At 28.2% G+C, this 13636-nt stretch carries 16 protein-coding genes; 4 read left to right on the forward strand and 12 right to left on the reverse strand.

Translation table 11 applies throughout. The annotated features are described in order from the left end of the window. Window positions 1-36 precede the first annotated feature (36 nt). The 5 genes from Ccar_RS07570 to Ccar_RS07590 form a co-directional block, all read right to left on the reverse strand. The gene (locus Ccar_RS07570) at window positions 37-567 is read right to left on the reverse strand and encodes a 2-oxoacid:acceptor oxidoreductase family protein (RefSeq protein ID WP_007064332.1); all 531 of its coding nucleotides are present in this window, start codon (window positions 565-567) and stop codon (window positions 37-39) included. 2 nt (window positions 568-569) lie between these two features. Next, on the reverse strand, window positions 570-1319 hold the full coding sequence (locus Ccar_RS07575) for a thiamine pyrophosphate-dependent enzyme (RefSeq protein ID WP_048030010.1): 750 nt from the start codon (window positions 1317-1319) through the stop codon (window positions 570-572). Beyond that, entirely contained in the window at window positions 1319-2389 is a 1071-nt protein-coding gene (locus Ccar_RS07580; protein ID WP_048030012.1) for a 3-methyl-2-oxobutanoate dehydrogenase subunit VorB, read from the reverse strand. The genes Ccar_RS07575 and Ccar_RS07580 overlap by 1 nt, the downstream gene beginning before the upstream one ends. Before the next feature lie 13 nt (window positions 2390-2402). Further along, window positions 2403-2615 (reverse strand): 4Fe-4S dicluster domain-containing protein, encoded by a 213-nt coding sequence (locus Ccar_RS07585; protein ID WP_007064349.1) that lies wholly within the window; start codon window positions 2613-2615, stop codon window positions 2403-2405. A gap of 115 nt (window positions 2616-2730) precedes the next feature. Then, a complete protein-coding gene (locus Ccar_RS07590) occupies window positions 2731-3393 on the reverse strand; it encodes a nucleotide-binding protein (protein WP_007064716.1) in 663 nt (220 codons plus the stop codon). 239 nt (window positions 3394-3632) lie between these two features. Between Ccar_RS07590 and Ccar_RS07595 the strand changes: the two genes are divergently transcribed. Then, window positions 3633-4103, forward strand: a complete 471-nt coding sequence (locus Ccar_RS07595; protein WP_007061623.1) for a MarR family winged helix-turn-helix transcriptional regulator — start codon at window positions 3633-3635, stop codon at window positions 4101-4103. 100 nt (window positions 4104-4203) lie between these two features. Here Ccar_RS07595 and Ccar_RS07600 read toward each other — a convergent pair whose 3' ends face one another. Further along, on the reverse strand, window positions 4204-4704 hold the full coding sequence (locus tag Ccar_RS07600; RefSeq protein WP_007061622.1) for a hypothetical protein: 501 nt from the start codon (window positions 4702-4704) through the stop codon (window positions 4204-4206). A gap of 314 nt (window positions 4705-5018) precedes the next feature. Here Ccar_RS07600 and Ccar_RS07605 point away from each other — a divergent pair, with 314 nt between their 5' ends. Continuing rightward, window positions 5019-5318: a hypothetical protein gene (locus tag Ccar_RS07605; protein WP_007061621.1), complete on the forward strand. Its 300-nt coding sequence runs from the start codon at window positions 5019-5021 to the stop codon at window positions 5316-5318. Between the two features lie 53 nt (window positions 5319-5371). Here Ccar_RS07605 and def read toward each other — a convergent pair whose 3' ends face one another. From def to Ccar_RS07635, 6 genes are all read right to left on the reverse strand, one after another. Then, a complete protein-coding gene (gene def / locus Ccar_RS07610; RefSeq protein ID WP_007061620.1) occupies window positions 5372-5842 on the reverse strand; it encodes a peptide deformylase in 471 nt (156 codons plus the stop codon). A gap of 162 nt (window positions 5843-6004) precedes the next feature. Beyond that, window positions 6005-7684 (reverse strand): B12-binding domain-containing radical SAM protein, encoded by a 1680-nt coding sequence (locus Ccar_RS07615; RefSeq protein WP_179945243.1) that lies wholly within the window; start codon window positions 7682-7684, stop codon window positions 6005-6007. Continuing rightward, complete coding sequence (locus Ccar_RS07620; RefSeq protein WP_007064714.1) at window positions 7659-8243, reverse strand: hypothetical protein; 585 nt, start codon at window positions 8241-8243, stop codon at window positions 7659-7661. Before Ccar_RS07620 ends, Ccar_RS07615 begins: the two co-directional genes overlap by 26 nt. Before the next feature lie 52 nt (window positions 8244-8295). Continuing rightward, window positions 8296-9012 carry a zinc dependent phospholipase C family protein gene (locus Ccar_RS07625; protein WP_007061617.1) on the reverse strand — a complete coding sequence of 239 codons (717 nt, stop codon included), beginning with the start codon at window positions 9010-9012 and terminating at the stop codon, window positions 8296-8298. Between the two features lie 37 nt (window positions 9013-9049). Next, window positions 9050-10357: a PQQ-dependent sugar dehydrogenase family protein gene (locus Ccar_RS07630; protein WP_007061616.1), complete on the reverse strand. Its 1308-nt coding sequence runs from the start codon at window positions 10355-10357 to the stop codon at window positions 9050-9052. Window positions 10358-10471: 114 nt separating this feature from the next. Beyond that, the gene (locus Ccar_RS07635) at window positions 10472-11032 is read right to left on the reverse strand and encodes a ferritin-like domain-containing protein (protein WP_007061615.1); all 561 of its coding nucleotides are present in this window, start codon (window positions 11030-11032) and stop codon (window positions 10472-10474) included. Between the two features lie 124 nt (window positions 11033-11156). Between Ccar_RS07635 and spoVB the strand changes: the two genes are divergently transcribed. Next, the gene (gene spoVB, locus Ccar_RS07640) at window positions 11157-12659 is read left to right on the forward strand and encodes a stage V sporulation protein B (RefSeq protein WP_007061614.1); all 1503 of its coding nucleotides are present in this window, start codon (window positions 11157-11159) and stop codon (window positions 12657-12659) included. Window positions 12660-12807: 148 nt separating this feature from the next. After that, complete coding sequence (locus Ccar_RS07645; RefSeq protein ID WP_007061613.1) at window positions 12808-13620, forward strand: Cof-type HAD-IIB family hydrolase; 813 nt, start codon at window positions 12808-12810, stop codon at window positions 13618-13620. Window positions 13621-13636 lie beyond the last annotated feature (16 nt).

Here is a 13636-nt window from a genome sequence, read left to right on the forward strand (position 1 = left end):
TTAGTACGCGTACTAAGTAGTTTTTTATTTTACAATTTATTTTACAAAATCTATTCCTTTTTGAATAGCATTTTTATTTGATTCGAAGAATTTTTCTTTTCCATGTGCTTTTAGTGAATCTAGTAAAGCTTCTATGGAAACTATTCCTGTTTCCTTTACTAGTGCTCCTAAAAGTATCATGTTTGCTATTTTTTTACTTCCTATTTCTTCTGCTATTGTTTGTGCTGGTATTGATATTACCTTTACATCTTTTCTCTTTGGAACTATATCTACCAAATCCGAATCCATTATTATGACGCCATTTGGCTCTATAATATCTTCAAATTTTTCTAGAGAAGGTCTGTTCATTACAACTATTGTATCAGCTTTTGTTACTATTGGTGAGCCTATTGCTTCATCTGTTAGTATTACTGAACAGTTAGCTGTTCCTCCTCTCATTTCTGGTCCATATGATGGTAACCATGAAACATTTAAATTAGCATCCATTCCTGCATATGCTAGGAATTTACCCATTGATAATATACCCTGTCCGCCGAATCCAGCGAAGATTATTTGTTGTGATGCCATTTTTATTTCGCCTCCTCAGTATTATCCTTCTTAACTCCTAGTGGATAATATGGAATCATATTTTCCTTTAACCATTTCATTGCTTCTGAAGGTGATAATCCCCAGTTAGTTGGACAGATTGATAATACTTCTATTAGTGAGAAGCCTTTTCCTTCTAACTGATTTTGGAATGCCTTTTTTATGGCTTTTTTTGCTTTTATTATATTTGGAACTGAGTCTACAGATACTCTTTCTACATAACATGCTCCTGTTAATGTTGAAATCATTTCTGAAACTCTTATTGGATATCCTGCTATTTTAGGATCTCTTCCATATGGTGTTGTTTCTGTTACTTGTCCTGGCAGTGTTGTTGGTGCCATCTGTCCGCCTGTCATACCATATATACAGTTGTTTACAAATATTCCTGTTATATTTTCTCCTCTTGTTGCTGCATGGACAATTTCTGCTGTTCCTATTGCTGCAAGATCTCCATCTCCCTGATATGTAAATACTACTTTATCAGGATTTGTTCTCTTTATTCCTGTTGCACAGGCTGGCGCCCTTCCATGTGCAGCTTCAAACATATCACATGCAAAATAGTTATATGCTAAAACTGAACATCCTACTGGAGCTACCCCTATTGTTTTATCTAATATGCCAAGTTCATCTATAACTTCAGCAACTAATTTGTGAATTATACCATGTGTACATCCTGGACAATAATGTGTAGGCACATCTAATAATGCCTTTGGATTTTCATATACTATTGCCATTATTTTGCACCCCCTACTATGGTTTTTACTTTCTCAAGAATGTCTGTAGGATCTGGAACCATTCCTCCTGATCTTCCATAGAAATCTACAGGTTTTCTTCCATTAGATGCTAGTCTTACATCTTCAACCATCTGTCCACAGCTCATTTCTACTGATAGATATCCATGTTTAGTATTACCTACAGTCTTTTCAAATGCTTCAAATGGGAAAGGCCATAAAGTTATTGGTCTTATTAATCCTACTTTTATTCCTTCCTTTGCAGCCATCTTTATTACATTTTTGCATATTCTTGAAGTTGTTCCATATGCAACTAGTACTAAATCTGTTTCTCCTTCACAGTTAAACATTTCATATCTAACTTCATTTTCTTCTATTGTTTTATATTTAGCTTGAAGCTTTTCATTGTGCTTTTCTAATGTTTCTGGCTCCAAAAATAATGAATTTATTATATTATGCTCTTTTCTTCCATTCAATCCATTGGCAGCCCAGTCTTTTTCTGGAAGCTTCTTTGCTGGTCTTTCCTTGAATTCTACTGGTTCCATCATTTGACCAAGCATTCCATCTCCCATTACCATACAAGGTGTTCTGTACATATCTGCTGTATCAAAGGCATCTTGAATTAAGTCAACCATTTCCTGTATTGATGCTGGTGCAAATATTGGCATTCTATAATCTCCATGTCCGCCGCCTTTTGTTGCTTGAAAATAATCTGACTGAGCTGGCTGGATACTTCCAAGTCCAGGACCTCCTCTAACTATATCTACTATAACGCAAGGTAGTTCTGCACCTGCTATATATGATATGCCTTCTGCTTTTAAGCTTATTCCAGGTGAACTTGATGATGTCATAGACCTAACTCCGGTACCTGCTGCTCCATAAACCATATTTATTGCAGCAACTTCACTTTCAGCTTGTATAAATACTCTTCCTATTTTAGGCATTTTTCTTGACATATAAGCTGCAACTTCTGTTTGAGGAGTAATTGGATAACCAAAGAAGGCTTGACAATTTGCTCTTATGGCAGCTTCACCAATGGCTTCATTACCTTTTATTAATACTTTTTCTCCCACAAAGAATCCCTCCTTATTCCTTTTCAACTGTTATTACGCAGTCAGGACATATTTTTCCACAGGATGCGCAAGCAACACATTCCTTCATTTTTTCTTCTGTAACAGTAGCTGGATGATATCCTTTTGCATTCAGTCTATCTGCAAAGCTTATTATTTTTTTAGGACATGCTTCTATACAGTGTCCACAACCCTTGCATCTTTCTTCTCTAAAAGTTACCTTTGCCATAAGAAAGTTCCCTCCTTAAATTTTGGTAGTTTAAAACTTTTCTTAAATATTATTTTTATAAAGTAATTGAATTTATATTTATATGAATTTTATTGATAACTAATTATTATAGTTCTTACCTCCAGGGTGGTTTCATGTATATATCTATTGAAAATACTTCACCTTTAACTTTATTTTTTACTTCTTCTACTAAATCTTTTCTACATACTGTATATTTATATGGTATATTTAATTTTTCACTTAATTTTGTAACTTCTTTATCTCCTCTTAATATGTCTTCCACCTTTGTTTCATAAGACATATTAGTATTAGATATTAAGTGAGTTACTTTTAACCTGGAAACCTTTTCAACCGAATGTAAAAATTCCTCTGTTTCATTACTGTTAGAGGTCAAAATTCTGTTATTATTTACTACAAAGTACATATCATAAGGTTCTTCTTTGAAGTATTTATTATATTGTCCAAGAACAATAGCTCCTTGATCATCTCCACCTATATCCATAACTACTTCATAGCTTTTATCATTAAATATAGCTAAAACTTCAGCTGGAACTACTGCTAGTTCTGCATTAGAAAGACTAGGATCTGATGATATTACTCTAATACCATTTTCTTCGAGATATTTTCTTAAGTCCCTTGTGCAAAAATAAGGATTTACAATATCAATATCTACAATTGCAACTTTTTTACCCTGTTTAGCTAAACTCAATGCATAATTTATTGATATTTCTGTTTTCCCACTTCCAAAATGTCCTGTAAAAATTCTAATCCTACTCATAATACCACCTCCTGTGAATATCCATTATAGAATTTAGTATTAAACTTAAATAAGTTTTTTATTAAAACGTTATCATTAATACGTCAACTTAATTGACCTATTATCATGATATCATACTGTAATAATATATGTCAATAATGTTGACCAATTTATTTTATAAATCACTCTGGAAATATACCCAAGTAAATGATAAAATTAAAGCAAAATAATTAGTAGGAATACTGAAAGGAAGATTATATATGACTGTAGAAACTGAAAAGAAACTAGATGATATAAAAGCCTTATTTTACTTTGCGTACAAAACATTTACTGAAGAACCAGATCATATGTTGGTTAAATACGGAATTCAACGTATGCACCATCGCATACTTTATTTCGTTGCACGCTTTCCAGGAATAAGCATAAATGAACTATTAACACTATTAGAAATAAGCAAACAAGCACTTAATAGTCCATTAAGAAAGCTCATTGAAAAAGGCTTTATTACCAGTGTACCTTCAAAACAAGACCTTCGTGTAAGACAACTTACTCTTACAAAAGAAGGTAAGGAACTAGAGAAAAAACTTTCTTATGTTCAAAGCAGAGTACTTAAAAATATTTTTAATGAGCTTGGAGAAGACTGCCTTATTTCATGGATAAAGGTTATGGAAAAATTTGCTGCATCAAGGCCTGGAAATGACTTGTGGTGTAGTAAAAAAGGAATTGAATAATTCATGAAATTTATAATAATCATATAAATTTTCCTTAAAAGTAAAAGATCCAATGTAAAATAATTTTCATTTATTTTACATTGGATCTTTATAATTACACTTAAATTGTTGATTTTCTCAAATCTAATCTTAAGTTTTTCGCTAAAGCTTTAACTAAAGCAAATGCAATAATTCCATCCACCATATGGTGCAAGAATGATCCTACCCCTACTACTACAAGTACCTTGTACATAGTAAATCCGAATGGTATTACAGCTATTGCTTCTAAAATTGCATGTATAGGTGCTGTTATAATAACCACTTTACTGAAGGATACTCCCTTTCTTATAAGCAAAGCACCTGCTAATCCAACAAAAGTATGCATAAAAGCTCTTGCAGCCACAACTGCCGGTGCCGATACCAAAAATCCTAAGGCAGATCCAGCTCCCACCATAACTGCCGCAAAAGGTCCTAAAAGCATAGCTATAAATAATGGTACATGTGCTGCTAATGTAGCACTAAAAGGTCCTGCTTGAATTTTTAAAAATCCAAAAGTTAATGGAATTACAATGGCAAGTGCAGTCAAAAGACCTGCATAAGTAAGTTTCTTTATATTTTTCATTTTTACTTTACACCTCCAAGTTAACTATTGTATATACACAAGTATACAGTATATATTTGCACATGTAAATAGTTTAATTCTGCTTAATATGTAAATTCTCCTTAATTGTCAAGATTTATAGCCATTGATGTTGACAATAAACTTGTTATATATTAAAATTATATAACACACTGTATAGGTATAAATTAACATGGAACTTAAATACATAAATGGTGTTTTATTTTACAAATATATAATTTGCATCTTATTTTATATATAAATGTTAAAAACCTTTAATTTATTAGTGGAATATTTTTAAAATAGGAGATGATTTTATGCTAAATATTGATGAAAAGGCTCTTAAATATGCTAAAGAAAATAAAGGATGTTTCGTTGTAAAAACTGTTTCTGCTTCTGGTGGATGCTGTGATATGGACGTTAAAAGTATTACTGTTGAATTTTTAAAGGACTTTAAAGGAAATAGTAACTACATTGTTCATGAATATGATAGCGTAAAAGTTTTTATAGAAAAGGGGTTAATATTAGAGGATAATATTCTTATTTACCACAAAATCAAGCTTCCGTTATTTGGTAATATATTTAGTAGTAAAGGAATATCCATTAAATATATTTAAAAAACTGTTGAATTTTTTAATGTTAATACACTAAAAGATTCAACAGTTTTTTCTTACTCTTCCTCTTGAATTCTATATATTTTTTTTGCTTTATCAGTATATAAAATTCCGCTGAGATGATCTATTTCATGACAAAATGCTTTTGCCAAAAGTCCTTCTGCTGTATATTCTACATCTTCCCACTTTAATGATTTTCCTGCCACTATAACCTTTTTAGGTCTTACCACTATTCCTTCATAACCAGGGTAACTTAAGCACCCCTCCACACTATCTTCTTTTCCAATTTTCTTAATAATTTTAGGATTTATAAGTAATATAGGCTCTGTTTTATCTCTAAGATCTATAAATATTACTTTTTTTAATACTCCTATTTGAGGAGCAGCTAGTCCAATTCCTGTACCATTATATAAACTATCTTTTAAATCTTCCACAAGGCCTAATAATTCTTCATCTACTTTTTCTACTCTTCTACTTGATCTTTTTAATATATTATCTCCAAATTGCAATATTTGTTTTACTGCCATAATCTTACCCCTCTTTAATATTTTCTTTTTAAAAATTATTTGATATTTAATGCAAATATTTATCACATCAAATAAGAACTCCTGTATGTATTTACTGGAGTTCTTAAATATTCTGTTTTTATTAGTAAAATCATTCTAAAATTACTAAAAGTATCTTAAATATTACATATCTATTTGTATTTCATTTTCATCACTTTCATCAAATAAAATGTAACACTGCTTTTCTTCTAATAAATTTTCATTGACATACTTATTTATGTCCACAAAAAACTTTTCCATGTGATAATTTTTAGATAGTTTTATCCCTTCATCCATAATTTTTTCTTTTATTTTTCTTTCTTCTTCCTTATTTCTTTCCCTTACTAAAAATTCTGGAATCCACTTTTTCTTATTAAATTTCAAATAATCATATTTTATTATCTCTTTCAATTTATTACTATTTTCTTTAAGGCTTTCTTCATTGAATTCTATAAAAGCCCTATAGTATTCTGCAGAAGATATATTTCTGTTTAAGTATCCTTTATCATAAAAGAACTCTCCTAAACTCCTATAAAAATCAAAAGGAGTCTTAAACTTTGGTAAAAAATAATTTAATACATTATCAAATTTTCTAGAATTATAATACTTATCCAGCACCTCTTCTATTCTTTTTAATATAATTATTTCATTATAACTTATATCCTTTGTTTTAAGAATTTCATAAGGAGTATAAGGTGAATATACCATTCCCCACTTTAGAGCTTCTTCTCTCATAGGTGATCCCTTTAAAAGTTTTAAAAATCCCAATTGTATTTCCTCAGGCCTTATAGAATACACATCATTAAAAGATTTTTTAAAGGATTTAATATTTTCTCCTGGAAGACCTGCTATAAGGTCCAAATGCTGCTTTATATTTTTTATACTTTCCAGCTCTTCTACTTTTTCTCTTATATCTTCAAAATTAACATTTCTATTTATATTCTTTAAAATTTCATTATTTGTAGTTTGTACTCCAACTTCAAATTGAATTCTACCCTTTGGAGCATTAGATAAAAGCTTTATTTCTTCTTCTGTTAAAATATCTGCTGAAATTTCAAAATGAAAAGTAGCTTCTGTATCTAATTCTGTTAAAAACTTCCATACATCCATAGCAAATTCCACATTGCAATTAAAAGTTCTATCAACAAATTTTACAAGCTTAGCTCCTTTGTCTACTAAAAATCTCAATTCTTTTTTTACCCTATTTATATCAAAAAATCTAACTCCATGAGTTGTTGATGATAAACAATATTTACAGTTAAATGGACATCCTCTGGAAGCTTCATAATATACTATTTTATTTTGTAAATTATCTTGTTCATTATATGGAAAAATAACCTTGTTTAAATCCATAAGCTCTCTATCACCATTAAAATAAACTTCTTCTCCAATTTTAAAGCTCAATCCCTTAATAGATTTAAGTTTTTCTAAAGTTTCTTCTTCCAATTGCCAATTTATAAATTCTCTATAAGTTTCCTCACCTTCACCTACAATTACATATTCTCCAACACTTTCTTTTAAAAAACTTAGACTGTCATAGGATACTTCTGGTCCACCATAAAGTATTTTTATATTTGGGTTAACAAGATTAATAAGCTTTGCTAATCCTTGTATGAATTCTATATTCCATATATAACATGAAAAAGCTATTACATCTGGTTCTTCCTTTATAAGCTGCTCTAAAACCTTTTCCCTTCTATCATTTATAGTAAATTCCCTAATTATACATTCATAATTTAAATCTTTAGTATATGCTTTTAAATACCTTATAGCTAAATTACTATGAATAAATTTTGAATTAAGCGCTGTTAATACTACTTTCATCTTTTTTTTCATTTCCTTCCTGCAAGCTTTCTTCTTTATAAGCATTAATTTTTATTTTGCTTTTCTTTTTGGCTTTAATATAATAAATGCCATTTAAAGCATTACCTTCTGTTATATCAAAATAATTTTCTAAAATACTAACTGTATTATCTTTAGAATTGTCTTTAAATATATTTAAATCCTTAATTTTTATTTGTTTAATTTTATTTCCTGGTATTGTTACATTTATAGTACCAGAAAATGTTTTTTTGTATCCTTTATCTATATCCCATATATAAAGGATTCCATCTTTATTTAAATAATTATATATATTTTTTATAAAACTTTTCTTGTTCATTTTAAACCATATACTGCTAAAAGAAAAGAATAAAATACAGATATCATAAAAATTATTCTTTACATTTGTCTCTTCTTCCTTTCCAGTTATATAATTAATGTTTATATCTTCACTTCCCTCTTTACATACATTATATATGATTCCATTGTTTTCAAAACCTATATCAAGCACATTGCCTTTAAAAATTTGGTTTTCCATATTCAAAAAAATCTCTTTTTTCATACAATCACCACCTTTTATATACTTTCTGCAAAAGAAAAAAAATTCCTCCAAATTAAGGAAGAATTTTATATTTATTTATATCTTTGTAATATTTAACCATAAGACCTGCTGTAGTTCTTTGTGCTTCTTTTAGTATTGTAGTAGCTATTCTAGAATATCTTTCATCTCTAGAATGTATTGCCAAGTTCTTAATATAAGTGCTATTTGCCATAATAGCATTATTAACTATATAATCTTCTATTTCATCATATATTACAGTACCATCTTTAGCTATAAAAGAATAATCCGTCATAAGCCTACTTATAATCCATAGTTCAAATTTTCTATGGCTTTTTAAAAGTTTATTATTCACATGTTGTGGTACTGTAGTATCTTGCACCAGGTGACAAGCAGCTCCAAAATAAAATAATGCTTTAGATACATCACCAGCATCAATAAATGCTATTGATCTATTATAATATTTTTTACATTCTGTTAAAGCATCCGAAAATCCATATAATCCTTTACCTCTAGTTACATGATAAAAATGATTTGAACTTTTAAAATCTTGATCTGCCCATGTTACACCATTATTAAGACTAGCTATGTGCTTTTTAAAAAAATTAGCTTCTTCTTTATATCCATCATTTTTTAATATTTCAATTGCCTGTATTATTATAAACTTGTGAACAGTACAATAAGTTTTCAAAAGCTTTTTTTTAAGAGGATTAACTGCATGCATTATACCTTTTAATGCGTTACCATACGTACTTTCAAATTTGTTTTTCATTTATAACTCTATCTCCCTTTTGTTTTTAAAATTTAACTTAGTTTTTTTCAGCTTTTAATAAAATTATTATAAGAACAACAACCAATGCTAATAAATAAAAATAAATACTTTTATTTACTTTTAAGGCATTGTTAATATTTCCTTTTTCTATACTATATAAATATCCTTCTTCTCCGTCAAGTATTAATAAACCTTTTTCATAAAATTTTAAGCTGCAAACATCACCTTTATTAAATTTAACTTCTTCCTCAATAGCTCCTGCACCATTAAATTTATATAGTATTTTATTACTTATATCATAAAAGTACATAGCATTTTTAGCACTTAAATTTCCATTATTATCTACAGCTAATGATTTTATGCTGCTTAAAGTTTTATGCTGATAAAGTGGTGCTGGAGGATTTGTAGTTGGATGATTTTCTAATACAAATTGAAGCATGGAATTTGCCTTTCCTTTAAATTTAGGAGATGTAACAGGATCTCCTCCACTATAATCAGGCCATCCATACCAAGTATTTCTTTTTATTTCATATATATAATCCGTATCACCTTTAACAGGTCTTACTCCTCTGTCTTCCATTCCACCTGTTGCTGCTATTAATTTACCCTCGCTTGTAAAATCCATTCCTGTTACATTTCTTATGCCCCAAGCCATGGTTTCCATATTTCCAGTATTCAGATTATATATTAGTATACTGGAATTACCTGGGAAATGTTCTGGAATTATTTGACCATTTATACTTTTAGTTTTATAGCTTTGATATGCTCCAGTTTTAAATTTTCCAAAATTTATACCTTTTAATGTTATGTCCTTTGGAGATATATCATGATTATATGGATTTTCTTTAATCCATTTGTTATCCTCACCCACTACACCTGAATTTGTAGCTGCTCCTACTGCTATATAAAGATAGTTGCCTCTTATTTTTATAATACTATTCTTATAATCTCCATAGTTGGGTATATCTTTAATTATTTCTAAAGTTTTGTCATTTTTAATATCATAGCAATATATCTTAGTATCTGATGAAAAATACAACTTATTATTAAAGTATTCTATACTATAAATATTTAAATTACTATTTTTAAACAAATAGTAGCTTTTACCATTACCTTTTATAATTTGTATCTTATCCTTGTATGCTATGTAATAATTTCCATCATTGTCCATGGTAAAATCCACTGATGATTTTAAACCTTTATATTTTATGTTATATTTTAACCCCTTGACATTCATATTTAAATTTTTAACGCTATAATCATTATAATAATGCTTCTTTATCATAATAATTATAAAAATTATACAAAAAAACAACAGTAAAATTTTAAAAAATTTTTTCACCATACATCCCCTCATACAAGATTTCTTTAAGATATATATATTTTTAAAATTTACTGTATATGTATATTCTTAAGCTATTTATTAAAACTTTAAATAAAAGCCATAATTAATTTTCAACTATTCACTTGTAAGCACTATATGTTCTTCTTCAACTTTAGAAAGTACATTAAATATCTTTACAATGTTTTCTTCATGAATTTCTTTTCCATACTTCTTATAATACTCTACAGCATGTTTTTCTCTTTGACAAGCTGCAGCAAGCAAAGCTTCATCAGTGTTGTATTTTGAATAATCCATATTTCTAAGTACTGGCATTTCTTTAATACCAGCTATTTTTTTATGAATTCTAGCATGCATATATTCTATACTTGATAAAGCCTTAAACATATTTTTTATATTTTCATCCTTTGCCATATCTGAAGCCTTCTTATAAAAGTCTCCATTAAAAACTTCCAATTTAACTGCATGATCTATTATTTTCAAAGCATTCTCATCTAATTTATTCCTATCATATTTTATTTCTTCTCCATTTTCTATTAAATATTCCATTGGTGCTCCACAAAATGGACAATACATAATTTTTTCATTACTATTTGAATTTGTAAATGCTTCTTTATTAAAATTATAATTTTTTTCATTTATTTGTACACCACAAACAATACAAGTCATTTTAACCATAAATAACATCCCCTTCTAAATAACTTTCAATTTTAGTATAGCATAAAATTTAGCACTTATTATACTTTTCAAATTAAAAGCATATATATAAATACTAATAATTTGATGTAAATGAGGTTTTATTTTGGTAAGAGATAGATTTTTAAAAAATTCACTCACATTAATATTATCTAACTTAATTACTGGTATTTTTGGTTTTGTATTTTCCATAATACTTTCCCGTAAAATGGGAGCTGAAGGTATGGGCCTTTATGGGCTAGTAATGCCTATATACGATTTATTTATATGCCTTATATGTGGTGGTATGGTAACTGCTATATCAAAGGTTGCTGCAATTTATTATAGTAAAAATGATTTTAGAAATTTAAACAGATCTATAGATATATCTATGCTGTTTGATTCAATTTGGTCAATTATGGTTATTTGCTGTGTATTTATATCTGCTTCATACATAGGTAATAATATAATAGAAGATTCTAGAACTATACATTGTATACAAGCCTTTTGCCCTGCAATGCTTTTTATTGCACTTTCTTCAATACTTAAAGGCTATTTTTATGGTGTTTCAGACATTAAAATACCTGCTATCATAGACATATTTGAAAAATTTGCACGAATAGTTATATTTCTCAGCATTGTAACCACATTATTCCTTAAAGAAGTTTCAACTACCGTTACAGCTGCTTTTGTAACTTTGACATTAGGTGAAGGCATAAGTCTAATTTTGCTTTATATTTTTTATAAGAAAAAAAAATTGCAACTTGGAATCACCTTTAACACTAAAGAAGATAAACTTCAACTTCTATTTAATATAATTATTATATCTTTTCCTTTGTGTATAAATGGATTTTTGACTACAGGATTATCTGCAATATCAGCTTTAATAATACCAAGAAGACTTGTTAGTTCAGGAATAGAATATTCTCTAGCCTTATCTATGATAGGTAAATTTAAGTCCATGACTTTAAGCATAATATTTTTTCCTATTACAATTGTAAATTCTATATCCACAGTACTTGTACCTGATTTATCTGAAAAACTAAGTAAAAAAGATTACTGGTCAATAGAAACTAGAATAACCCAAGTTATAAAAATTGCTTTCCTTCTTGGAATTACTACAATGGCTATTTGTATTACTATTCCTAATGAATTAGGCAAGCTATTTTTTTTCAGAACAGACTTAGGAAACTATATAAGATTTGCCTGCCTTTGTGCACCAATTACTTACACTGCTGTAACAACTTTTGCAATACTAAATGGGTTAGGCAAACAAAATATTATCCTTAGAAATTCATTAATTGTATCTTTGGAAGAACTAGTTCTTTTATATGTCCTTACAGGTATATCCTGGATAAACATATATGGATGTGGTATAAGTTTAATATTAACTTCTCTTTCAACTTTAATCTTAAATTTGTATGAAATAAGAAAAACTTTTAACTTAAACTTAAATTTAAATGACCTTTTAATATACATTCTTTTAGGTATTTTTTTGTATTTAATACCATCTATACTTTATAATTTGATACCTTCTTTTATGTTTACATTTAAAGTTTTTACTGTTATAATATCTTCATTTTTACTGTGTTTAATTTTTGCAATTTTTATTCTTAAAAAAGTTTTTTAACAAGTACCTTTATTGCCATATTGGACAATTTAAATTTTTAGTATAAAATATATATTATATTTGCATTCAAATATACAAAAACAAATTAACTTACTGGATTTATTCTTGTACTTTATATACTTAAAAAATTAGAAGGATGAGGAATCATATGAATAAAAAGTTTAAAGGTTATCTTTTAATTTCCGATATGGATGGCACTCTGCTAAATTCCAATAAAAAAATTTCTAAAAATAACATTGAAGCTATAAATAGATTTGTAGCCCAAGGCGGAATATTCACTTTTGCTACAGGTAGAATGTTGGAATCTGCCAAAAAGTACTTGGATGTAGTTAATGTAAATGTACCTGTAATATTATATAATGGTTCCAAAATTCATGATTATGGCAAAAAAGAAACCATATATGAATTGTTTTTAGAAGATGAAGTTAAAAATATATTAAAACAAATAAAACAGCAGTATTCCTATTTGGGATTAGAAATATATTGTAAGGAAAATGTTTATATATTTAATAAGTGTAGATTTAGTAAAAGATTTGCTTCTAATAGATCAGATGTTCACTATGATATACCAGAAAGCTTGTGGACTGAAAATTGGACAAAAATTTTGATTTTAGGTGAAGAAAATCAATTGGATATATTGGAACATAATTTTATTTCAAAATTTGGGCAGTTTAATATAGTTAGAAGTGGAGAAAATTATTTAGAAATACTTCCTCTAGGTACGTCCAAAGGACAGGCTCTACAAAAATTGTGTAAAATTATAAATATAGATATTTCTAATACCATTGCAGTTGGGGACAATATGAATGATTTTGAGCTTTTAAAAAAGTCAGGTTATGGTTTCTGCGTAGCAAATGGGAATAAAAAACTGCTAGCTAAAATAAATTACAAATGCAGTTCTAATGACGAACATGCTATAGAATATATAGTAAATTGGGCTGAAAAAAATATAGTTGTATGAAAATAATTGTGAAAGG

The sequence above is a fragment of the Clostridium carboxidivorans P7 genome (assembly GCF_001038625.1).
GTDB lineage: Bacteria > Bacillota > Clostridia > Clostridiales > Clostridiaceae > Clostridium_AM > Clostridium_AM carboxidivorans.